This is a genomic window from Mycolicibacterium rutilum (assembly GCF_900108565.1).
Classification (GTDB): Bacteria; Actinomycetota; Actinomycetes; order Mycobacteriales; family Mycobacteriaceae; genus Mycobacterium; species Mycobacterium rutilum.
The window spans coordinates 5,430,997-5,453,263 of the sequence record NZ_LT629971.1; the positions used below are offsets into that span (position 1 = coordinate 5,430,997).

A 22,267-nucleotide genomic window follows, 5' to 3' on the forward strand; every position below is an offset into this window, starting at 1 on the left:
GTGAGTCGACCGTGACGGCCCTGAAGAATGCGACCGCCGTCATCACCGGCGCGGGAAGCGGAATCGGGCGCGCCAGCGCCCACGCGATGGCCGCGCGTGGCGCCCGCGTCGTCGTCGCGGACATCGATGGGGACGCGGCCGAGCGAGTCGCGGAAGAGATCGCCTCCTCAGGCGGACAGGCCGCCGCGGTGGTATGCGATGTGACCGCCGAGCACGCTCATGCCGAGCTCGGGGAGTTCGCCGTCGACCGCTTCGGCAGGGTCGATGTGGTGATGAACAACGTCGGAGTACTGACCAGCGGGCGCCCCGACCACCTGCCGGTCAGCGAATGGCAACGCATCATCGACACAAACCTGATGTCCGTGGTCCGCAGCAACGCCGTGTTCCTGCCGGTGCTGATGCGCCAGGGCCGCGGTCACATCGTCAACACCGCCTCCTTCGCCGGACTGTTTAGCTATTCCTACGACCGGCTGCCCTATGCCGCCACGAAAGCCGCCATCGTGCAGATGTCCGAAGGGCTGCGGCTCTATCTGCAGCCGCGAGGCATCGGCGTCACCGTGGTGTGCCCCGGGCCGGTGGCGACCAACATCCTGTCCTCGATGCCGCCGACGTTCGGCCCGCCGGTCAAGACGGGCCTGCCCGGTGAGCAGTCACGGTTCTTGCGCCGGAAGTGGTCGGCGCGCAGATCGTCGATGCGGTCGTCGACAACACATTCATGGTCGTCACACACCCGCAGATCGTCGAAATGCTGGTGGACCGCGCTTCGGACTGGGAAAGGTTTCTGGCCAGGCAGATCGCTGCACTCGGGGACTGATCGGTCGAACCGCTGCCGCAGCGGGCAGCCGTAGAACGCGAAACCGATGCGCAGGGTATAGCGCGGCGATTTCGGGGAATGACTATGCGGTCAATATGCGCGCGAGGAGTCCCCGATGAACATCGTTTCGACGGCCGCCCGGATCGTGACGAAAACCGCTGACACGGCCACCGCGGCGGCCGGGGCGGTCGGCGGAGCCGCGGTCAGCGGGGTGGTCGGCGGGGTGCAGGGCGTCGCGGCCGGTGTCCGCCGCGGGCTCGACGACGGGAGCCGCTCGTCGGCTGCGGCCGCGCTGACGCTGGGCGCGGTCGGCGCGGCGGGCCTGGTGGAGTGGCCGGTGCTGTTGACGGTCGGCGGGGCGGCGCTGGTGATCCGCCAGCTCAACCGGCACACCGAACCGGCCATCCCCGAAACCGCCGACGATCCCCCGCCCACGCGCAAGACGGCCACGAGATCCAAGCGGCCGGCCGCCAAGGCCTCGCCGTCGCGGCGCGGCAGCAGGTGAGCCTCCTCGGACGGCTGGCCGGAGCCGCGACAACGGTCATGACCGCCCCGGTGGCGGTGACCGCGGTGTGCGCGAACAGTGCCCTGCAGATCGGCGCCAAGGTGGCCGCCGCACCCGGTCTCGACATCCTGGCCGGCGAGTCGATGGGCGCGGTCGCCGCCCTCGCCAAGGAGATGGTCGGCGGTTCGCCCAGCAGGCGCTGCTGGCGCAACGAGGACCGCTGGTGGATCGAGGTGCGCGGGCTCGGTGGCGAGACCGGACGCGCGCTCGGCCGAGACGTCGTGCAAGCCCTGCTGGGCGAACCCGGCGTCCGCACGGCCGGTCTCAATCACGCGCTGTCCCGCGTGGTGGTCACGGTCGACGAGGACGCGCCGCCGCTGGACCGGCTCTGCCGTGTCATCGCGACCGCCGAACGGAACGCGGGCGTCTCCACGCGCCCCGCGTCCGATCTGCCAGCCGACCGTATCGTGTTGAAAGGCAAGTTGATCGGCGCTGCCGCGAACACCGTCGGGCTGTGCGCGGCCGCAACGGGTCGCGTGCTGAGGTGGCCGGGGCTGCCCTCCGGACTCGCCGGTGCGGTCACCACGATCGACTATCAGCCCAAGCTGCGCGCGGCCGTGGAGGACCGCCTCGGCACCACCGCCGCCGACACGGCCATCGCGTTGGCCGCGGCGACCGTGTACACGCTGACGGAGACGCCGAGCTCGCTGGCCGTGGAGGCGGTGCGGCACCTGACTCAGGCCGCGGAGTCGTTCGCGTTCGCGCAGTCGTGGCGGCGCCGCGAACCCGACCTCGCGACGTCCCCGCACGACGACCACCACAGCGCAAAACCCCGTCCCTGCCCGCTGCCACCGGGACCGATCGAACGGCATCTCAACCGCAGCGGGCGGGCCCAGGGCATCGCCGCTGCCGCGGTCGGAGTCGCCACCCGCAACCTCAACACGGCGGCCACGGCCGCGATGGTCGCCACCCCGAAGGCCGCTCGCAACGCGCGCGAAGGGTTCGCGGCGACGCTCGGGCGCGGGCTGGCCGACCGGCACGGCGTCATCGCCCTCGACACCGGCGCGATCCGCCGACTCGACCGGGTCGACGCCGTCGTCGTCGATCCGCGCACGCTGCTGACCGACCGGCTGCGGATCGGCCGGACGCGGGGGGTCGCCGACGGTGATCGCGCAGCGGTATGGCAATGGGCACAGGACAATCTGGCGCGGGAGCGGTCCACGGTCGGCTGGCATCGCGCACCCCTGCACGCCAACGGCGACGGCCCGGCGCAGGTGCTGATCCGTCACGAATGCCGGCCGCTGGCGGCACCGGTCCTGCGCGAGATCCGGCGCGGCGGTGCGGAGTTGGTCTCGGTGGATGCTGACGACCTCGACGACCTGCGGTCCTCGTTCGACGAGCTCGTCGCCGCCGGCGAATCGTTGGAGCAGGCACTGGCCGAGGCGGTCCGCGAGCTGCAACGACAGGGAAGGGTCGTCGCCGTGCTGTCGACAGTGGCGGCCGAGGCGTTGTCGGCCGCCGATGTCGCGATCGGTCTGCTCTCCGAGGAACACCCGCCGCCATGGCCCGCCGACCTGCTGGCACCCGACCTTGCCGCCGTATGGCGGATCGCGCACGCGTTGCCGGCGGCACGCAGGGCCAGCCGCCAGGGCGTCGAATTAGCCACCAGCGCTTCGATGTTGGGTGGGCTGCTGATGGTGCCCGGGGTGCGCGGCCGCGGACCGGGCCCGGTGACCGTGGGCGCCGCGGCAGGTTTGATGATCGGCACCCTGCTGGCGAGGGGTGCGCTCGGTGATGACGTTCCGAACCACGCACCCGAGCTGGAATGGCACGCCATGACCGCCGAACAGGTTCAGGAGCACCTGCCGCCACCCAGAACCGAGGAACCACAAGCACGTTCGCGGTTGAGTGCCACCGCGACCGCATCAGCCGGCGCAGTACAGCAGGTCGCGGGGCCGGCGTACCGGCTGGCCAGGGATCTGACCGTCGCGCTGCGCCGTGAACTGGCCGACCCGCTGACCCCGGTGCTGGCCGTCGGTTCTGCGGCCAGCGCACTGCTGGGTTCGCCCGTCGACGCGGTTCTCGTCGGATCGGTGCTCACCGGCAACGCGGTGCTCGCGGCCTCTCAGCAGGTCCGCGCCGAGCGGCTGCTGAGCCGCCTGCTGGCAGTGCAGGATCCGCCGGCCCGGCGCCTCACCGACGGCCGAGAGGAGACCGTCGACGCCGCACGGCTGCGCCCGGGCGACCTGATCGACGTGCGGCCCGGCGAGGTGGTACCTGCCGACTCCAGGATCATCCACGCCGCCGACACCGAGGTCGACGAGTCGTCGCTGACCGGTGAGTCGCTTCCGGTGCCCAAGCAGGTGGCCGCGACTCCCGGCGCGGCGGTGGCCGAGCGCAGTTGCATGCTGCACGCCGGCACCACCGTCGTCGCGGGCACTGCGGTGGCGGTGGTGACCGCGGTCGGCGCCCGCACCCAGGCCAACCGCGCCGCCCAGCTGCCGTCGCCCGAGAAGTCGGCCGTCGGATTGCAGAGCCAACTCAAGGATCTGACGAACCGCGCGTTGCCGTTCAGCCTCGCCGGCGGGGCGCTGGTGACCGGCCTGGGTGTGCTGCGCCTGGCGCCGCTGCGTCGGGCGGTGAGCAGCGGCGTCGCGGTGGCCGTAGCGGCGGTTCCCGAGGGCCTGCCGCTGGTCGCGACGCTGGCGCAGCAAGCCGCCGCGCGCAGGCTCACCCGGGCCGGCGTGCTGGTGCGCAGCCCGCGTTCGGTGGAAGCACTCGGCAGAGTCGGGGTGGTCTGCTTCGACAAGACCGGCACGCTCAGCGAGAACCGGTTGCGCGTGGCCCGTGTGCACGCCGCACCGGGCGTCGACCGCGACGACGTTCTGGCGTGCGCGGCCCGTGCCACCCCACCGAAGAACGGCGAACGGCACGAGCACGCCACCGACGCAGCGGTGATCGCTGCCGGTCCGCCTCACCAAAAATTTAGTGGCGCAACGTATCTGCCGTTCCGGTCGGGCCGCCCGTTTTCGGCGTCGCTCGACAAGAGACAGCTTTGCCTCAAGGGCGCACCGGAGGTTGTGCTGGCCGCGTGCGGTGACACCGACCCGGCGGTGAGCCGCGCGCTGCACGAAATGGCGGGGTCCGGGCTGCGGGTCATCGCCGTCGCACGCCGCACGGTGTCCGCGCGTGAGGCGGCCGCCGCACGACGCGGCGATGACGCGCTGGCCGGACTCTGTAGGGAACGGCTCGAACTGGTCGGCCTGCTCGGACTGTCCGACACTCCGCGCGCAGAATCGGCACCACTGTTGAAAGCGTTGCGGCAACAGCGGATCGGCGTGCGGCTGCTGACCGGCGACCATCCGATCACCGCGACCGCGATCGCCGCCGAACTCGGCATGGCGGTCACCGCCGACCAGGTGATCAGCGGGGCGGACTGGGACGCGATGTCGCGGCGCGCGCAGGAGGCCGCGGTCCGCGAGCGGCTGGTGTTCGCCCGGATGACACCCGAGCACAAGGTCCAGGTGGTGCAGACGCTGGAACGAATCGGCCAGGTGTGCGCGATGGTCGGCGACGGCGCGAACGACGCCGCGGCGATCCGGTCGGCGACGGTCGGCATCGGGGTGGCGGCGCGCGGCAGCGACCCGGCCCGCACCGCCGCCGACGTCATGCTGCTCGACGGGCACATCGGCGCGCTCGTCGACGCGCTCGACGAAGGCAGGCAACTGTGGCGGCGGGTGCAGGCCGCGGTGGCAGTTCTGTTGGGCGGCAACGCCGGCGAGGTAGCGTTCTCGATCATCGGATCGGCGTTGACGGGATCGTCGCCGCTGAACGCGCGGCAACTGCTGCTGGTGAACATGATGACCGATGCGCTGCCGGCCGCCGCGCTCGCCGTCAGCCCCGCCGTCACGCCGTCCGATGGCGCCGGGCCGAACCAGGCCGCGCTGTGGCGCACGGTCGCGATTCGCGGCACCACGACCGCCGCGGCGGCGACGACCGCGTGGCTGATGGCCGGGTTCACGCTGACCCCCCGGCGGGCGTCGACGGTGTCGCTGATCGCGCTGGTGTCAACACAACTCGGGCAGACGCTGCTCGACTCGCACAGCCCCCTCGTCGTGGGGACTGCCCTCGGTTCGCTCGCGGCGCTCGGCGCGGTGATCAGCACGCCGGGGATCAGCCAGATGCTGGGGTGCACACCGCTGGGTCCGCTGGGGTGGGCGCAGGCGATCACGATCGCGTCGGCGGCCACGCTCGCGGCCGGCGTCGGCCCGCGACTGCTGGGCCATCAGTCGTCGATGTCGACGACACCCAACCGCCACAGCACCGCATACAGTTCGCGCAGCGGGACGGCGAGCAACCCGGATACCACTGCCACGGGATCGGAGGACGGTGCAGACATGTCCTCGACGCTCCCCACAGTGCCCGTCGAGAGGCCCAATTCGCCATGACCGGAAGGTGACCGATGGCTGAATCCTCCCCCACATCGCACCGCGATGCCGTCGAGCGAGTACGCCGAGCGCAGTCGTTCTCAGTTGACCTGCCGGTGGTCGGCCGGGTGCGGATCCCGCGGCCCGAACAACTGGCCTTCTACGGAACACTCGGGGTGCTTGCCGCCGTGGAGATCATCGAGTGGCCGATCGCCCTGGCGTTGGCCGCCGGTCATGTGCTGATGCAGAACGAGCACAACCGGGTGGCACACGAGATCGGCGAGGCACTCGAAGACGCGTGACGGTCTAGGCACCACCGCCGAACACGAAGCGCCGACCGGTGACGCTGAGCGGCTTGATTCGGACATAATGCTGCTTGGCCGTCCCCGTCCACGGAAGCAGTTGCGCGCGTTCGGCTTCGGCGATCTCATCATCGGTGCGCAGGGTGCGCGCACTGCCCTTGACGATTACGCTCCAGCCCTCGGCAACGTTGTGATCGTCGGCTTCGAACAGCACGTTGTTGTTGATCATCGCGCTGACCAACTTGGTACCCTCGGCCGTCCGGAAAAGCACAGTCCGATGCTGCACCGTGAAGTTCACCGGAAACACCTCGGGTTGTCCGTCGACGCTGGTCACGAGCCGGCCCAGCGCGACGCTCGACAGCAGATCCCAGCACTCACTGACCGGCAGTATGGACACGGGCTGGCTTTCAATCGACATGGCCTCACGTTATGGCGACCCGGTTGGTTCCCGGAAGTGACTGAAGTCCTTGAATGAGAGACCGAACGGCAACTGTGACAGTGCCTCAGCCGTCCCGGACCACCAGCACGGGCATGCGCGCCGATTCCACGACAGCAGCACTCACCGACCCGAGGAGCATTCCGGCCAACCCGCCCCTGCCGTGACTGCCGACGACGATCAGCTGGGCTTCCTCCGATTGTCTGAGCAACTCACGGGCCGGATGGTCCATGACGACGACCCGCCGCACATCGACGTCGGGGTGGCGCGCGCGATACGGCGCGAGGCGTTCGCTGAGGAGCTGCATGGCGTGACGCTGCAGGTCGGGCCAGCTGCCCTCGTGCAAGTCCGCGGCCGTGACATCGCTCCACGCATGGACCGCGATCAGGTCGACGTGGCGCCACGCTGCCTCGGCGAACGCGATGCCGGTGGCGGCCTCCGAGACCTGCGAGCCGTCGACCCCGACGACGACGGGCGCTCTGTCGGGGTGCGGCATCAGCGGATCCTCGTCGTGAATCACGGCCACCGGACATTTCGCGTGGCGCACGAGCCCCGAACTCACCGACCCCAGCAGCTGTCGTCCGACGCGACCCATCCCCCGCCGCCCGACCACGAGCATCTCGGCACCGTCCGACACGTCAACCAGCGCGGAAACCACCGGCGGGGCGAGGATCTCGGTGGTGATGCCGACTTCCCGGCCGCGAACGGCTCGACCCGCGACCTCCACGGCATCCTCGAGAAAGCCGTGCGCCGAGGACACCTCCCCGACATGGACGATCGACAGCGGTGACCCGCGCAGCGCGGACTCGCGCGCCGCCCAATCCACGGCCACCCGCGCGCTCGGTGAACCATCGACAGCGACGACGACACCGTGTGGGGTTGCTCCGAGCGGCATCTACGTTTCTCCGATCATCGACACCAGGATCGTCGGTCCAGTACCCAGACGACGAGAGTCCGAAGTCCCCATTTGCGGTCATCACCCGGCGTTCGGCACTACCGTGTGATCGGTCAACCAGCATCGGAGGTCGTCATGGCGGGCAACACGGTCGGCAGGGTAGCCGGCAAGGTCGCGTTCATCACCGGCGCGGCGCGCGGCCAGGGCCGCGAGCATGCGGTCCGGTTGGCCGAAGAGGGCGCCGACATCATCGCCGTCGACGTCTGCGACGACATCGCCGCCGCCGGCTATCCCGGCCCCTCGGAGGCGGACCTCGCCGATACCGCGGCGCTCGTCGAGAAATCCGGCAGACGGGCATTCGTCGCGACGGCCGACGTGCGCGATCTCGACGGGCTGCGCGCCGCGCTCGAACGCGGGGTCGGCGAACTCGGTGCGATCGACATCGTGGTGGCCAACGCCGGGATCAGCGCGAGCCCCGCCCCCGCCGCGATGATCGAAGAGTCGGCGTGGCAGACGATGATGGACATCAACGTGACCGGCGTCTGGCACACCGTCAAGGCGGCGCTGCCGCACATGACCAACGGCGGCGGGTCGATCATCCTGGTCAGCTCGATGCTCGGGTTGCGCGGCGGCGGCTACATGGCCCATTACGCGTCGGCCAAACACGCCGTCGTCGGCCTGATGAACTCCCTTGCCAACGAACTCGCGCCGCAGTGGATCCGGGTGAACTCGATCCATCCGGGCAACATCCTGACGCCGATGATCGACAACGACCACTTCCGTCGCACTGTGCGCCCCGATCTGGCGGAGCCGACGATGGACGACGCGGTCGCGGTGATCGGGCACTTCCACATGCTGCCCAAGCCGCTGATCGAAGCACGGGCGGTGAGCAACGCCGTGCTGTTCCTGGCCTCCGACGAGGCGCAGTACATCACCGGAGCTGCGCTGCCGGTCGACGCGGGCGCGGTCGCGAAGTTCTGAACTCTCAGCGCCGCGACCGGCCGAACCGCGCGAACCGCCAGAGGTAGCCGGGCAGCCGTCGCAGCGGGACGCTGGCCGGCCAGTCGGCGGCGCGGAAGTACGCGTCCGATCCGCCGTCGACGAAGATCACGCTGCCGCACAGGAAGTCGGCGGAATCCGACAGCATGAACAACATCCAGTCGGCGAGCTGCCCGGCGTCGCCGAAACCACCCACCGGTACCGGGAACGCGTTGACCGCCTTGGCCTCTCGGGGCGACGCCAGCTGCTGCTCGAGCAGCGGGGTCATGATCGCGCCCGGGGCAAGCACGTTGAGGCGGATCCCCTCACCGGCCCATTGTGGGGTGACGGCCGTGCGCCGCGCCCAGCGCGAGACCGCGATCTTCGACGCGGCGTAGCCGAGTGCGGGTGCGACCGGCCCGAGCAGGCGCAGCGAACGCGCCGCCTTGGCCAAGTCCCCGTCGAGCAGCGCGCGCACCGTGCGCCGTGGCACCGTCGGCGTGGTCGTCGTTGAATTGCTCCCGATCACAACCACTTTCGCGTTACCCGACGAGGCGAGCGCGGGCCGCAACGCCTGCAGCAGGTCGACCACACCGCCGTAGTTGACCTCGACGATGCGGCGCAATCCCTCGGCGCTCGGCGTCGGCCCGATCCCGGCTGCCATCACCGCGCCGTCCAACCGGCCCTCGGCCGCGGCCAGCACCGCCGCGGCGGCCTGACTGCGACCGGATTCGGTGGACAGGTCCGCGACGACGTCGCCCTCCTTGACGTCGACCGCGATCACCGTGTGCCCGGCCGCCCGCAGCTTGTCCGCGGCCTGACGTCCCATTCCGGACGCAGCGCCGGTCACCACGTACACACCCATCACAGACCCCTGCCCTCGCCGCTGCTGCTCGCCGCGACGCTGCGCCCGGCGTCGACGGCAGCGTAACGACCCCGTCGGAGCGGCAGCAGCACAGGGCCGGACCCAAACTATTACGTTTCCGTCAATTTATCGGCGTAAGCCTGTACAGCAGCCAAGATCAGGGGCTATACCTGAGGTGGGCCCGCCCCCGAGACGAGACAATGGCCGGCTCCGCGCGAACTCCCGGCGAGACCAGCAACCATGTCGCCGGGAGTTCCGCTGACGGGAGACGTTTTGGGCCCGCGGACATCGGGCACAGATCGGACATGAGCCACGATCCCCACCCGCCGACCGATCGGGTCAGCTCCGCCCTCTGGGTGGGCATCGCCGCAGGAATCTTCGCGATTGCCTTCCTGTCCGTCTTGTTGGCCGTGGGCTGACCACCTGCTAGTTGGGATCGGTAGCCGCCGACGCCGCCTGTACTCGAGTCACAACGACGCCGCCGGGCGTCGTGTGACGAGAGGAAAAGCAATGAACATCGTGCCCAGCCGCATCCACGATCAGGTGAGCCGCGTGGACCGGAACTACAGCCTGGCCATCGGCATCGCCGCGGGCTTGACCGCGATCTGGTCGCTCTACCGAGTGTTCTGGCTGTTCTACGCCGCTGCGACGTTCTCGACCGTCGGCTGGTCCCCCGTCTCGCTCGTCGTGCCACTGGTGCTGTGGGGTGTGATCGGCGTGACGTCCGGGCTGGTCGCGGTGGTGTTCCTGCAGCGCTACGCCAAGGAACCCTGACCGGTCGATCCGCCGGGCCCGTCGTACGCCTTCGGACGGACCGTATTCTTCGTTGCGACGTTTACGAGCGACAGGAGAACGATGACGATCTTGGACCGGTTCCGCCTCGACGACAAGGTCGTCATCATCACCGGCGCCTCCTCGGGCCTGGGCGTGTCGTTCGCCGAGGCGTGCGCGCAGGCCGGCGCGGATGTCGTGTTGGCCGCCCGGCGGGTCGAAAAACTCGAAGGCACAGCAGAACTCGTCAAGAAGGCCGGTCGGCGCGCGCTCAGTGTGCAGACCGACGTGGTGGATCCCGACCAGTGCACGGCGCTGGTCGACGCCGCGATGCAGGAGTTCGGCCGCGTCGACGTACTGGTGAACAACGCCGGTGTCGGCACCGCCGTACCCGCAGTCCGCGAGACGCCCGAGCAGTTCCGCACGGTCGTCGACGTCAATCTCCACGGGTCGTACTGGGCCGCGCAGGCCTGCGGACGAGTGATGCAACCCGGAAGTTCGATCGTCAACATCTCCAGCGTGCTGGGCCTGACCACCGCGGGGCTCCCGCAAGCCGCCTACAGCGCGAGCAAGGCCGCGATCGTCGGCTTGACCCGCGACCTCGCGCAGCAGTGGGGTTCACGAAAAGGCATCCGGGTCAACGCGATTGCGCCGGGCTTCTTCGAGTCCGAGATGACCGACGAATACTCGCCGGGATACCTCGAGGAGACGCTGGCCCGCCGCGGAGTGCTGAAGCGGATGGGCGATCCCGCGGAATTGGCAGCCACGGTGGTGTGGCTGGCCTCGGCGGCCGGCGGCTACGTCACCGGTCAGACCATCGTCGTCGACGGCGGCGTCACGATCACCTGATGCCGGAGACCGGCGCCGCGGCCAGACTCAGGCGGGACACGATCACGCCCGGGCCGTGCAGGGACGGCCCGGGCGGATCCGGCGGTGACTCAGAAGTAGGTCGTCGCCGTCGTGCTGGTCCCGTTGTCACAGGTGATCGTGACGGTCCAATTGCGGAACCGCGGAACGGCCGGGACGATCCTGAGGTCGTAGGTCGAGTTCGCGGCCAGCCCGAAGCTGCGGTTGAAGTTGTCGGTCGCGTACGTGCACTGCGACGACACCCCGCTGCGATCGGTGATGTGGGCTTCCAGCCCGCCGATGACCGTGTTGAACGAGACCGTCGGACCCAGCTTCGGCGCGGGCGGAGGCGGCGGCGGGTCGTTCGGCGGCGGCGGCGTGGAACCGTTCGCGCAGCCCGAGACGATGATCTTCGCGCCCTGCTGATTCTGCAGCAGGCTCTTGGCCTTGCTCTGGGCGGCCGAAAGCGTTGCGGCAGAAGCCCCGGTGCGCTCGCCGTAGTCGTTCGACGCGGCCGCGGCGCATTCGTTCTTCGCGATGACCTGCGCGGCGCAGTGGCCGGCGCCGTTGCCCGAACAGTTGGTCAGCGCGCTCATCGCGGCGCCCTCCTCGGTGGAGTTGATTCCCGAGCCTCCGGCCATCGTGACGGGAGGATTCTCGTTGACGAATCCGACTGCGAGAGCGATGTACTGGTCGGCGGCGTGCGCCGGCGCAGCGGCGACGATCATGCCGGCGGTGGTCGCGGCGGCGGCCAGTACGACGGCGGCGGTGCTGCGGGCGCGTCGGCCCCTGGTGATGGTGGTCATGATGTTCTCCTGATGCTGCTCGATAGGTGGTCAGGGTGGTGGGTGGTCACCCTGTGCGGCAATAGTCGCCTGGCACAAGCAGTTCGGAGAATCGCCGAAAGGTGAGAACCCGCGGCGACAAAGACAGGTTCTCCTATCCGCCGGGTAAGTGCAGCGCCCGCGCCGCGGCCGTCGCCACGTCACCTTGCAGATCGGAGACCGGGCGGCTACCCCGTAGATGAATCACGTTCGTCAGCAACACCACGTAGCTGTCAGACGCCGGGTCGATCCACAGCGAGGTACCGGTGAAGCCGGTGTGCCCGAAACTGGTGCCGACGGGGAAGATCGTCCCCCGCGGCCGGGAGTGTGCGGTGTCGATGTCCCACCCGAGACCGCGCAGATCGGGGCCATCCGGCTGCTGCGGCGATGTCATGAGCTGAACGGTCGACCGCTCGAGCGGGAACGTGCTCCGTCGGCCGGCCAACCGATCCAGCAGGGCCTGCGCGAACAGGTTGAGGTCGGCCACGGTGGAGAACACGCCCGCGTGGCCGACCACTCCGCCCATGCGGCGGGCGGTCGGATCGTGCACGGTGCCGCGCAGCAGGTGGTCGATGTCGGGGTTGCGGCCCGGGTCGGCCCTGCTCTCCTCGTCGCGGGCGGTCGGTGCGATGTGGGGCAACAGATCGGTGCTCCACGTACCCGCCGGACAGGCGGCCGGGGCACGCCCTGGTGCCCAGGCGATCGCCGCTCCCCTGATCTCGTGTGGCCCACAGGCCTTGGCCGGCGGCAGGTACCGGGTGTCGGTCATCCCGATCGGCGCGAAGACCGCCCGCTGGACGTAGACGTCCTCGGCCTCGCCGGTGAGCGTCTCGACCAGGGCGCCCAGCAGCACGTAGCCGATGTCGGAGTAGCGGAACACCGCGCCGGGGTTCGACTGCAGCGGCGTGGTGAGCGCGCGCCGCACACCTTCGGCCTTGTCGGCGTGCTCGAGGCCCCACGGGTCGCGCAGATCCAGATCGCCGGGCAGGCCCGAGGTGTGGGTGAGCAGCATCCGCACAGTCACTCGGGCCCGCTGCGGATCGTTGGACGGATTGAACGCGGGCAGGTAGGTCTGAAGCGGTTCGTCGACCGATACGGTTACCCGTTCGGACAGCTGCATCACCGCGGTGGCGGTGGCCAGCGGTTTGGTCAACGACGCGATGTCGAAGACGGTGTCCTCGGTCATCGGTTCGGCCGGTCCGGGCGCACCGTCGAGATCTTGTTCGCCGGCGAGCTTGCGCACACCGTAAGCCCGCTGGAACACGACGCGGCCCGCATGCCCGACCGCCACCACGGCGCCCGGGAGTCGGTTGGCGGCGATCGCGTCGTTGATCAGCCGCGAGATCTCCGGGATGTCGGGCGTCGGTGCGGCGCGCGGGACCGGTGCCGCGGAGACCGGAGCCGGTGTCTGCGATGACGGCGGAGGTGGGGGCGGGTTGCCGCACGACGTCAGGGCCAGCACGAGGACGCCCAGCACCGCGGCTGCGCGCGCAGACAGGTCGAGCTTGCTCATCGCCGTCGCCAGCTTAGGGCGTTCCCGACGATTCCGCTGCGAGATGTTGTTACCATCGCGACGTGCATACCCCGGCTGACGGACAACGCCGCCCGTCGCGCCGTGATGTCCTCAAATCCGCTGCGGCAGCGCCGTTTTTCCTGATGGCCGCGCAGATGCCGACGGCGTCCGCGCAGGGTTTGCGGGTGGTCGATTTCACCCATCGGCAGGTGCCCGCCGATCAGATCAAGGCAGCGGGCTACGACGGCGCGCTGGTCTACGTGTCCGAGCTGCGTCCGGGCGCCGATTTCGACTTCAAACCCGTCACGCGCGCCTATGCGGACTCGCTGCGCGCCGAAGGTTTGCACGTCGCCAGCTGCTACCAGTACGGCAAGCCGGGGTGGCCGACGCCGTCGGATTACACGCGCGGGTATGAGGGTGGTGTCGCCGACGCCGAGACCGCGGTGCGCCTGCACACGGCGGCGGGCGGTCCGCCGTCGGCGCCGATTTTCTTCAGCATCGACGAGGACATCGACGGTGATACGTGGAAAACGGTTGCAGTAGAATGGCTTCGGGGTATCAACTCGGTCATCGGGGTGAACCGCACCGGCGTGTACGGGCACGTCGGGGTGTGTGGCTGGGCGATCGACGACGGGGTGATCGGGCGCTCGACCAGCGACGGCCATTGGTGGGCGTGGCAGACGAGGGCCTGGTCTGGCGGTGAGCGCGACCCCAGAGCCGTCCTATACCAGGCCGTGGTGGTCAGCGGGTCGGAGCCCGGTATCGCCATGGGCGGGACTCACGTCGACGAAAACGAGGTGCTGGCAGCCGATTTCGGCCAGTGGGACCTCGACCGGACGTGAGGCTGTTCGAACAGCCGTGGCCCGACGGTGACTTCCGGTTCTTCCAAATCGGCCATGTCGTCGACGACGTGCTCGCCGCGGCCGCCCAGTGGGCACGCACGTTCGGCGTCGGCCCGTTCCATGTGCTTCCGGTCGGTGAGCAACAAGCCGATTACGGCGGTGAGGTCCGCACCGTCCGCATCCAGGTCGCCGTCGCGCAGGCCGGGCCCGTTCAGATCGAACTGATCCAGCAGCACTGCGAAACCCCGAGCGTCTACTCGGACTGGAGCCGCGGAGGGACCAGCGCTGTGCACCAGATCGCCACGCTGACAAACGATTACGACGGCAAGGTCGCCCACTTCGTATCGCTGGGTTATCCGGTCGTCGCGCAGAGTAGGGGCGGCGGGCTGCGGGTCGCCTACATCGACACGGTCGCGGACTTCGGCTTCTACACCGAGGTCGTCGCGGGCCCGCCGACGTTCGTCGACCAGCTGCGTGCGATCTCCGAGACCTGCGCGAACTGGGACGGCCGCGACCCGGTCCGCATCATGACCCGCGACGGCTACCGCGTGCCCTGAGATCGGCGTCTGGCAGGATCCACCTCGTGACAGATGACCTGACGGGTCCGCTGCAGGGCACCGCGCTGAAAAAGGCGGTACTCACTTCGCTGGAAACCCTTGAGCGCGCGTTGACGCCGGAGCCGTTGGGCGGCAATCGGTTTCGGGCCGACAACGAGCGGGACCGGTTCGGCCGGATCTTCGGTGGTCAGCTGCTCGCGCAGGCGCTGTACGCGGCCTCGCGCACCGTCGAGCAGCACGCGCCGGCGTCGTTGCACGCCTACTTCGTGCAGACCGGCGCCTCGGACACGCCGGTCGACATCGCCGTCGATGTCGTGCGTGACGGGCGGTCGATGGCGACCCGGCAGGTCACCGTCGCGCAGGGCGAGCGCACGTTGTTGACGGCCATGGCGTCGTTTCACACCAACCCGGACGAGCCGGTGCTCGACGCGCCCCGGCCGGATGTCCCGGGACCCGAGGAGATGCCGCTGCTGCAGCACTGGGTGCACCAGGTGCCGGCGTCGTTGCGGACGAACGCGCAGAGCTGGGTCGACGTCCCGCCGGCGATCGAGATGCGCATCGCCGAACCGACGAGCTTCCTGGGCGGCCGACAGACGCCGGCGCCACGCTCGCACTGGATGCGGGTGCCGCGCACGATCGGCGACGAGCCCGCGCTGCACGCCGCAATGCTCGCCTACGCCAGTGACTACCTGATGCTGGACATGGCGATGCGTAACCATCCGGACCCGGCCGACTACGGGTCGATCACCGCGGTCAGCCTCGACCATGGGCTGTGGTTGCACCGTCCCGTCCGGTTCGACGAGTGGCATCTCTACACCCAGCAGACGGTGGCCATCACCGGACACCGGGCGTTGATCCGCGGCGTCATCCACGACGCGGCCGGCCACACCGTCGCCAGCACGGCGCAGGAGATGTTGATCCGCCCGCTCTGAACCGGACGCACGCGCTACTGCGCGAGGTATCCACCGTCGACGGGCAGCACGGCGCCGGTGATGAAGGAGGCGTCGTCGGACGCGAGGAAGACGATGGCGCTGGCGACTTCGGCCGGTTCGCCGATCCTGCCCATCGGATGCATGCTTTCCACCGCCGCCAGGTACTCGGAGCCACCCGGCTCTTCCGGGAGACGCTTGACCCGTTCGGTTCGAATGGTTCCGGGGGCAACGGCATTGACTCTGATCCCGCGGTCAGCCCACTCGACCGCCAGGTGCTTGGTCATGCCGGTGGCGATGAACTTGGCGGGCCCGTACGCCGCCTGCCGCTTCTGTCCGGCCAGCCCGGAGATCGAGGAGAGACACACGATGGCGCCGCCCCCGGTCGGCAGCATGGCCTCGATCGCGAATTTGCAGGTGAGGAACATGCCGCGCCCGTCGATGGCCATCACTTCGTCCCAGTCGGCGGCGGAGACCTCGAACGCGTCGCCGAGCGGGATGATCCCGGCGTTGGCGACCAGCACGTCGAGCCGCCCGTAGCGGTCGGTCGCCGCCCTGATCATCCGTCCCGCGTCGTCCTCGACCGAGACGTCACCGACGACCGTCTCGACCTCCGCGCCGGTTTGCCGTAGTTCGTCAGCCAGCGCGAGCAGCGGCCCGCCTTGGATGTCGGTCACGACCAGCCGCGCGCCCTCGCGCGCGAACAACACGGCGGTCGCGCGGCCGATGCCGAATGCCGCACCGGTGATCACCGCGGACTTTCCGGCGAGACGTCCGGGTCCGCGGGTCATTGCCGTCGCTTCGGTCGCCATACGGTTGTTCCCCCTTGTGCGCCGATGCGAAGCGATACCCGTGCGGACGCCCCCAGCCAGGAATCGTAGCCTCGCCGAACGGCAACAAAGCCATGAAATGAGAAGTGGGCCAGAGCGCAATCGCTCTGGCCCACTCTCGTTGTGGAGCTGCCGGGAATTGAACCCGGGTCCTACGGCGTTCCCTCGAGGCTTCTCCGTGCGCAGTCCGCTATGCCTCTACTCGGATCTCCTGATCACGCGGACGAGTCAGGATGACGATCCCAGTCGCTGTTTGATGTCCCCACAGGTCCCGCGACCGAACCCGTGGGTGGGTCCCTCTAGCTGATGCCAGGATCCGGGCCGAGGGCGCTCCCGGGCTGACAGACCAGCCGTCGCTTAGGCAGCGAGGGCGTAGTCGCGCTGATTGGAATCGGCGCTTAATTGGTTGCAACGACGCTTACGGTGGTCTCTTGCCTGCACCGGCACGCTTCCCTTGATTCGACGCTCGAAGTCGAAACCGTTCAGCCCCTTGTTGTGTTGTCGAAACATCACCCTGCCGCGAAGGCAGGACTACTCATGGTACACGAATATCAACGCCGGCCTCCACCGCTTTCTTCCGAGCGGCCGTCGAGCCGGTGCGCGAGTGTGCGCTCAGGGCGAGAAATCGGCCCAGATTTGACCATGGTTTCACAGTCGGCGGGCCGAGCGGCTCAGATCACGAAGTTGAGGTGCTCGACGATGCGCCTGCCGACGGCCTGGTCGCCGCCATAGCCGACGACGCCGTGGTCCAGCGCCTGCCGTCCGCCCGCCAGCCGCGCGAACAGCAGCGCGTCGAGCGTGATCGTCGTCGTCGGCTCGTCGCCACCGAAGTCGTCGACCACCCGGGCGCGACCGTCGACAGCCACGTTGATGGTCCGGCCCAGCGGACCGGTCAACACGATCGACACCCGCGACCCCTCCGGCGCCCGGCCCAGCTTGCCCACCACGAAGCCCATGCTCGCGGTCAACTCGTCGAGCGCGAGTTCCGGCGAGCTGCCGGTCGGGTCCGTCGCCGGCCGCTCGAGCGCGTCGCGGATGTCGTGCTCGTGCATCCAGCAGTCGAAGACACGCACCCGCATGAACCGGCCGTAGCTGTCCGGACCCGCCGGTGTGAACGTCTCGGTGTTCCAGTCGTCGTCGGATATCGCGGCCAGCGCGTCGCGGCGTTCGGCGGTGACATCGCGGTATCGCTGCAGCAACTCGCCGGCCGGCAGGACGCTCAGCTCACGGACCCACAGCTCGTTGAGAACCCCGATGTCGTTGCGGACGTGGGCGAGCGTCGACACGTCGATGTCGGCCTGCGGTGTCGGCGCCCCCTGCAGCATCGACTCCGTCCCGACCACATGCGCCACCACGTCGCGCACCGACCAGCCGGGCAGCGATGTCGGCGCCTGCCACTCGGCTTCGGCGAGGTCCCCGACGACGTCGTCGATCGCGTCCCATTGCGCGAACAGGCCGTCGAGCACCGCGGATTTGTCGAGGAGGATCACCGGTCCGATGCTAGACGGCGGCACCCGCCCACTAACCGGCGGCGATCATCGCGACCGCGGCCAGCGCCAGCACCATGCCGACGGCCTGCCAGCGCGACACCCGCTCGCGCAACACCAGGATCGCCAACAACACCGTCGCCGCCGGATACAGCGACATCAGCACCCCGGCCAGCGACAGCAGCGAGGCCTGCAGCGCCAACAGCATCGCGATGTTGGCGCCGACGTCGAGGAACGCCGCCAACACCGCCAGCTTCAGCGGCGTGCCGGTCGGCGGCCGCAGGTTGCGGCTGACCAGCGCGATCAGCACCACCAGCGCCGTCGCCGACATGCGCGCGAACACCAGCGGCCACAGCTTCGCCTCCACCGGCGCCTGGTCGATCAGCACGAAGTTCATGCCGAACGCCACTCCGGAGCCGACGGTCAGCCACGCGACCGTCGCGGTGAACCGGTGCGGCCGCACGTCCTCATCCGAAACCTCGCGGCTGACCAGCACCACCGCCACCAGCGCCACCACCACACCGATCCCGGCGATCAGGCCCGGCCGCTCCCCCAGCGCCAGGCCGACGCCGACCGGGATGCCGGCCACCAGAATCGCGGTCAGCGGCGAGACCACCGAGATCGGCCCTGACCCCAGCGCAGCGTAGAACCACCAGACACCGAACGCCTGCGACACCCCGCACAGCACGCCCCACAGCACCGCGCCGTGCGAGACGTCGCCGCCGACGACGGCCGCCAACACGGCCAGCAGCACCATCGCGATCGGGTACGACACGAGCACCACGCGCAGCGCGGCGACCCGCCGTGACGCGATCCCCCCAACGAAGTCGCTGATCCCGTAGCCCAGCGCGGACGCCAACGCCAGGACGATTCCGATCAGGTCATGCCCTTGGCGCGTCGCCCCAACTCGCGGATGATCTCGCGGTCGGCGTCGCGGCGCGCGAGGTCCTGGCGTTTGTCGCGGGCCTCCTTACCGCGGGCCAACGCCAACTCGACCTTGACCTTGCCGTCGGTGAAGTACAGCGACAGCGGCACCAGGGTGAGGTTGCCGTCGCGGATCCGCCCGATCAGCTGGTCGATCTGCTTGCGGTGCAACAACAGTTTGCGGTTGCGCCGCGGCGCGTGGTTGGTCCAGGTGCCGTGCTGATACTCCGGGATGTGCAGGTTGCGCAGCCACACCTCGCCGTCGTCGACGGTGGCGAACGCGTCGGCCAGCGACGCCTGCCCCTCACGCAGGCTCTTGACCTCGGTGCCGACCAACTGCACCCCGGCCTCGAAGGTCTCCAGGATCGAATAGTTGTGCCGGGCCCTGCGATTCGTCGCAACGACCTTGTTGTTGCTGGACCTCGACGGGTCCGCCTTCTTGGCTTTCTTTGCCACGGCTACCTTCGTATGTAGAGCCGTAGTGTGACGTACGCCGTGACACCCGACATCGCCAACCCCAGGAACAGCATCAGCGGGGCGCTGAAGTACAGCACGTCGGCGTAGTCGACCTTGGCGATGAGATTCGCTTGGTAGAACTGGTTGAGTGCGTTCTCCAGGAACAGCGCCCGCACCACGATCAGCCCGACGATCGCGATCACCACACCGATCAACGCGGCCAGCATCGCCTCGACGAGGAACGGTAACTGCGTGTACCAGCGACTCGCGCCGACCAGGCGCATGATGCCGATCTCGGTGCGCCGGGTGTAGGCCGCGACTTGAACCATGTTGGCTATCAACAGCACTGCGCCGATCGCCTGCACCAGCGCGACCGCGAACGCCGCGTTGCTGATCCCGTCCAGCACCGCGAACAACCGGTCGATCAGGTCCTTCTGGTTGAGCACGTTGAGCACACCGGGTTGGCCGACCATCGCCTGGTCGAAGTCCTTGTGCTGCTCGGGATTGTTGAGCTTGACGATGAACGACGCCGGGAACGCGTCGCGGCCCGCGACGTCCTTGTACTGCGGGAACTTCGTGATCGCGTCGTCGTAGGCCTCGTCGCGGTTGAGGAAGCGCACCGAACGGACGTCGTCGCGGTCCTCGATCTGCTGGCGCAGCGCCTTGCACGGGTCGGCGTCACACGACGGGTCGTTGGCCGACACGTCGTTGGTCAGGAAGACCTGGCTCTCGACCCGGTCGAGGTAGATGTTGCGGGACTGGTCGGCCAACCGCACGACCAGCAAGCCGCCGCCGAACAGGCCGATCGAGATCGCGGTCGTCAAGATCATCGCGACGGTCATGGTGACGTTGCGACGAAATCCGGTGAGGACCTCGTTGATGAGGAAGCCGAAGCGCACTAGCGATCCATTCCGTAGACGCCGCGCTGCTCATCGCGAACCAGGCGGCCGAGTTCGAGTTCGACGACCCGCTGACGCATCGAGTCGACGATGTGGTGGTCGTGGGTGGCCATCAGCACCGTCGTGCCGGTGCGGTTGATCCGCTCGAGCAGATCCATGATGTCCTTGCTGGTCTCGGGGTCCAGGTTGCCGGTGGGTTCGTCGGCCAGCAGCACCAGCGGGCGGTTGACGAAGGCGCGCGCGATCGCCACGCGCTGCTGTTCGCCGCCGGACAGTTCGGCGGGCAGCCGGTTGGCCTTACCCGAGAGGCCGACCATCTCCAGCACGTCGGGCACCACCCGATTGATGGTTTCCGCGCGCTTGCCGATCACCTCCAACGCGAACGCCACGTTCTCGAACACCGTCTTCTGCTGCAGCAGGCGAAAGTCCTGGAACACGCATCCGATCACCTGCCGCAGGCTCGGGACGTGGCGGCCGGACAGCTTGTTGACGTGGAACTTCGACACCTGGATGTCGCCGTGGGTCGGGGTCTCCTCGGCCAGCAGCAGCCGCATGAACGTCGACTTGCCCGAACCCGACGGGCCGATCAGGAAGACGAACTCACCCTTGTCGATCTTGACCGAGACGTTGTCGAGCGCGGGCCGCGCAGACGACTTGTACTGCTTGGTCACGTTGTTGAGGGTGATCATCACGGGTCGCCAGTGTAGCGGGACGAGGACGCCGCCCTAGCTGGGCGGAGTCGTCGCCGGTGGCTCCGGCGGGAACAGTTGCGGCAGGCCCGGGAACGGCGGCTCCGTCGTCGTCGGGGTGACGGTCTGGGTGGTCGGCGGGCGCGGGCCGAAACCGTCGGGGTCGATGACCGTGGTCGTCGGGGTGGGCTCGGTCGTGGTCGTCCCTGGCGGTGTCGTGGTCGGTGTCGTGGTCGGCGTCGTCGTGGTGGTCGGTGGCGTCGTGGTCGTCGTCGTGTACACGGGTTCCTTGGGCCGACGCACGTTGGTCCTCGGCACCCACGTGTAGTTCGGGTCCGGGACGAAACCCGGCGGCACGACCGCGGGCGCGGGTCGTGGTGGCGTTGCGGGTTGCGGCTGGAAGGTCTGGTTCACCCAGAACAGCGCGACGAACGCGACGATCAGCGCCAGCGTGGAGACCCGCATCCGGCCCAGCCGCGCCCTGAGCCAGCCGGTCACTGCTTCTGCTCCGGCGCGGCCTGGGTCTCCTCGGCGGCTCCGCCCGCGACCGCCGCCGGGTGCGGGATCGCCGCGACCATCGGGTTGTGTCCGTCGCCGGGCGACGAGATGCCGCCGCGGCGCAGCGCGCGGATGACCAGGACCCGCAGCCGCCGGCCGACCTCGAACTGCTTGCCGGGCAGCGTGCGCGCGACCATCCGCAGGTTCACGGTGTCGAGTTCGATGCTCTCCACACCCATCAGCTGCGGCGCGTCGAGCAGCAGGTCACGCAGCCACTTGTCCTCGTAGGCGTTCTCGGCCACCTCGTGCAGCAGGTCGTTGACCTCGTTGAGGTCGGCCGACGTCGGCACGGGGATGTCGATGACCGCGCGGGCCCAATCTTTGGACAGGTTCACCGATTTGACGATCTGCCCGTTGGGGATCGTCATCATCTCGCCCTCGCTGGAGCGCAGCTTGGTGACCCGCAGCGTGACGTCCTCGACGGTGCCTTCGGCGGGCGCGGCCACACCGGTCACCGTCAGCGCCACCAAATCGCCGAAGCCGTACTGCTTTTCGGTGATGATGAAGAACCCCGACAGTAGATCCTGCACGAGCCGCTGAGCGCCGAAGCCCAGCGCGGCGCCGAGCACCGCGGCCGGGGCGACCAGCGAACCGATCGGCACGGCGAGGATGTCGGTGATCTCGACCAGCACGATGACGAACAGCAGCGCGACCGACACCCAGGAGATGACCGACGCGACGGCCTGCCGGTGCTTGGTGCTCTCCGAGCGCACCAGTTGGTCGCTGCCCTCGTACTCGGCGTCGAGCCGGCGCACGATCCGTACGGCGGCCCAGTTGATGAACCGGGCGGCCAGGATGCCACCGATCAGCAGCAGCGCGATGCGCACGCCGCGGTCGAGGATCCAGACACCGATGTCGCCGGACCAGAAGCCGCGCCAGCTGTCACCCATGCTGAGGGCCAGGACGGTGTTGGTGGTCAT

22 protein-coding genes, 1 other RNA gene and 2 pseudogenes are annotated in these 22,267 nt (G+C 69.1%); 10 read left to right on the top strand and 15 right to left on the bottom strand.

Going from position 1 to position 22,267, the window contains the following annotated elements:
* Window positions 1-11: 11 nt before the first annotated feature.
* From BLW81_RS26450 to BLW81_RS26460, 3 genes and pseudogenes are all read left to right on the top strand, one after another.
* Complete coding sequence (locus BLW81_RS26450; protein WP_235632104.1) at window positions 12-848, top strand: SDR family oxidoreductase; 837 nt, start codon at window positions 12-14, stop codon at window positions 846-848.
* Between the two features lie 81 nt (window positions 849-929).
* The gene (locus BLW81_RS26455; protein WP_083409765.1) at window positions 930-1,319 is read left to right on the top strand and encodes a hypothetical protein; all 390 of its coding nucleotides are present in this window, start codon (window positions 930-932) and stop codon (window positions 1,317-1,319) included.
* 38 nt (window positions 1,320-1,357) lie between these two features.
* Window positions 1,358-5,668, top strand: a pseudogene (locus tag BLW81_RS26460) (HAD-IC family P-type ATPase); the annotation flags it as partial.
* Here the strand turns inward: BLW81_RS26460 and BLW81_RS30315 are convergent.
* Window positions 5,647-5,718 (bottom strand): annotated as a pseudogene (locus BLW81_RS30315) (hypothetical protein); the annotation flags it as partial. The pseudogenes BLW81_RS26460 and BLW81_RS30315 overlap by 22 nt on opposite strands.
* Before the next feature lie 63 nt (window positions 5,719-5,781).
* Here BLW81_RS30315 and BLW81_RS26465 point away from each other — a divergent pair.
* The gene (locus BLW81_RS26465) at window positions 5,782-6,048 is read left to right on the top strand and encodes a hypothetical protein (protein ID WP_083409767.1); all 267 of its coding nucleotides are present in this window, start codon (window positions 5,782-5,784) and stop codon (window positions 6,046-6,048) included.
* A gap of 4 nt (window positions 6,049-6,052) precedes the next feature.
* On the opposite strand, the gene BLW81_RS26470 is transcribed toward BLW81_RS26465, so the two are convergent.
* Both BLW81_RS26470 and BLW81_RS26475 read right to left on the bottom strand, forming a co-directional pair.
* Window positions 6,053-6,466, bottom strand: coding sequence for a pyridoxamine 5'-phosphate oxidase family protein (locus BLW81_RS26470; RefSeq protein WP_083409768.1), 414 nt, complete (start codon window positions 6,464-6,466; stop codon window positions 6,053-6,055).
* An 85-nt stretch (window positions 6,467-6,551) separates the two neighbouring features.
* The gene (locus BLW81_RS26475; RefSeq protein WP_083409769.1) at window positions 6,552-7,379 is read right to left on the bottom strand and encodes a universal stress protein; all 828 of its coding nucleotides are present in this window, start codon (window positions 7,377-7,379) and stop codon (window positions 6,552-6,554) included.
* Window positions 7,380-7,514: 135 nt separating this feature from the next.
* On the opposite strand from BLW81_RS26475, the gene BLW81_RS26480 reads away from it, so the two are divergent.
* On the top strand, window positions 7,515-8,360 hold the full coding sequence (locus BLW81_RS26480) for a mycofactocin-coupled SDR family oxidoreductase (RefSeq protein ID WP_083409770.1): 846 nt from the start codon (window positions 7,515-7,517) through the stop codon (window positions 8,358-8,360).
* Window positions 8,361-8,364: 4 nt separating this feature from the next.
* Here BLW81_RS26480 and BLW81_RS26485 read toward each other — a convergent pair whose 3' ends face one another.
* Window positions 8,365-9,222, bottom strand: coding sequence for an SDR family oxidoreductase (locus tag BLW81_RS26485; protein ID WP_083409771.1), 858 nt, complete (start codon window positions 9,220-9,222; stop codon window positions 8,365-8,367).
* 510 nt (window positions 9,223-9,732) lie between these two features.
* On the opposite strand from BLW81_RS26485, the gene BLW81_RS26490 reads away from it, so the two are divergent.
* On the top strand, window positions 9,733-9,996 hold the full coding sequence (locus tag BLW81_RS26490) for a hypothetical protein (RefSeq protein ID WP_083409772.1): 264 nt from the start codon (window positions 9,733-9,735) through the stop codon (window positions 9,994-9,996).
* Between the two features lie 81 nt (window positions 9,997-10,077).
* Window positions 10,078-10,842: an SDR family NAD(P)-dependent oxidoreductase gene (locus tag BLW81_RS26495; RefSeq protein ID WP_083409773.1), complete on the top strand. Its 765-nt coding sequence runs from the start codon at window positions 10,078-10,080 to the stop codon at window positions 10,840-10,842.
* Between the two features lie 89 nt (window positions 10,843-10,931).
* Here BLW81_RS26495 and BLW81_RS26500 read toward each other — a convergent pair whose 3' ends face one another.
* Both BLW81_RS26500 and BLW81_RS26505 read right to left on the bottom strand, forming a co-directional pair.
* On the bottom strand, window positions 10,932-11,645 hold the full coding sequence (locus BLW81_RS26500) for a DUF4189 domain-containing protein (RefSeq protein WP_083409774.1): 714 nt from the start codon (window positions 11,643-11,645) through the stop codon (window positions 10,932-10,934).
* A gap of 133 nt (window positions 11,646-11,778) precedes the next feature.
* Window positions 11,779-13,176 (bottom strand): serine hydrolase domain-containing protein, encoded by a 1,398-nt coding sequence (locus BLW81_RS26505; protein ID WP_083409775.1) that lies wholly within the window; start codon window positions 13,174-13,176, stop codon window positions 11,779-11,781.
* 143 nt (window positions 13,177-13,319) lie between these two features.
* Here BLW81_RS26505 and BLW81_RS26510 point away from each other — a divergent pair, with 143 nt between their 5' ends.
* Genes BLW81_RS26510 through BLW81_RS26520 form a run of 3 tightly spaced genes read left to right on the top strand, consistent with a single transcriptional unit; the run spans window position 13,320 to window position 15,507 of the window.
* Entirely contained in the window at window positions 13,320-14,018 is a 699-nt protein-coding gene (locus BLW81_RS26510) for a DUF1906 domain-containing protein (protein WP_173839753.1), read from the top strand.
* A complete protein-coding gene (locus BLW81_RS26515) occupies window positions 14,015-14,575 on the top strand; it encodes a VOC family protein (RefSeq protein ID WP_235632106.1) in 561 nt (186 codons plus the stop codon). Before BLW81_RS26510 ends, BLW81_RS26515 begins: the two co-directional genes overlap by 4 nt.
* Before the next feature lie 26 nt (window positions 14,576-14,601).
* Window positions 14,602-15,507 carry an acyl-CoA thioesterase gene (locus BLW81_RS26520; protein ID WP_083409778.1) on the top strand — a complete coding sequence of 302 codons (906 nt, stop codon included), beginning with the start codon at window positions 14,602-14,604 and terminating at the stop codon, window positions 15,505-15,507.
* Window positions 15,508-15,521: 14 nt separating this feature from the next.
* Here the strand turns inward: BLW81_RS26520 and BLW81_RS26525 are convergent, their stop codons facing one another.
* From BLW81_RS26525 to BLW81_RS26565, 9 genes are all read right to left on the bottom strand, one after another.
* Window positions 15,522-16,316, bottom strand: coding sequence for an SDR family NAD(P)-dependent oxidoreductase (locus tag BLW81_RS26525; RefSeq protein WP_268875571.1), 795 nt, complete (start codon window positions 16,314-16,316; stop codon window positions 15,522-15,524).
* Window positions 16,317-16,455: 139 nt separating this feature from the next.
* Window positions 16,456-16,824: a transfer-messenger RNA gene (gene ssrA, locus BLW81_RS26530) on the bottom strand.
* A gap of 181 nt (window positions 16,825-17,005) precedes the next feature.
* Entirely contained in the window at window positions 17,006-17,833 is an 828-nt protein-coding gene (locus BLW81_RS26535) for a maleylpyruvate isomerase family mycothiol-dependent enzyme (protein ID WP_407662361.1), read from the bottom strand.
* 22 nt (window positions 17,834-17,855) lie between these two features.
* Window positions 17,856-18,701: an EamA family transporter gene (locus BLW81_RS26540; RefSeq protein ID WP_083409780.1), complete on the bottom strand. Its 846-nt coding sequence runs from the start codon at window positions 18,699-18,701 to the stop codon at window positions 17,856-17,858.
* The gene (smpB, locus tag BLW81_RS26545; RefSeq protein ID WP_083409781.1) at window positions 18,698-19,201 is read right to left on the bottom strand and encodes an SsrA-binding protein SmpB; all 504 of its coding nucleotides are present in this window, start codon (window positions 19,199-19,201) and stop codon (window positions 18,698-18,700) included. Before smpB ends, BLW81_RS26540 begins: the two co-directional genes overlap by 4 nt.
* A gap of 2 nt (window positions 19,202-19,203) precedes the next feature.
* Window positions 19,204-20,100: a permease-like cell division protein FtsX gene (ftsX, locus tag BLW81_RS26550; RefSeq protein ID WP_083409782.1), complete on the bottom strand. Its 897-nt coding sequence runs from the start codon at window positions 20,098-20,100 to the stop codon at window positions 19,204-19,206.
* A complete protein-coding gene (gene ftsE / locus BLW81_RS26555; protein ID WP_083409783.1) occupies window positions 20,100-20,789 on the bottom strand; it encodes a cell division ATP-binding protein FtsE in 690 nt (229 codons plus the stop codon). The genes ftsX and ftsE overlap by 1 nt, the downstream gene beginning before the upstream one ends.
* Window positions 20,790-20,825: 36 nt before the next feature.
* Window positions 20,826-21,287: an Rv3103c family proline-rich protein gene (locus tag BLW81_RS26560; RefSeq protein ID WP_173839683.1), complete on the bottom strand. Its 462-nt coding sequence runs from the start codon at window positions 21,285-21,287 to the stop codon at window positions 20,826-20,828.
* Window positions 21,284-22,267, bottom strand: coding sequence for a mechanosensitive ion channel family protein (locus tag BLW81_RS26565; protein ID WP_083409785.1), 984 nt, complete (start codon window positions 22,265-22,267; stop codon window positions 21,284-21,286). Before BLW81_RS26565 ends, BLW81_RS26560 begins: the two co-directional genes overlap by 4 nt.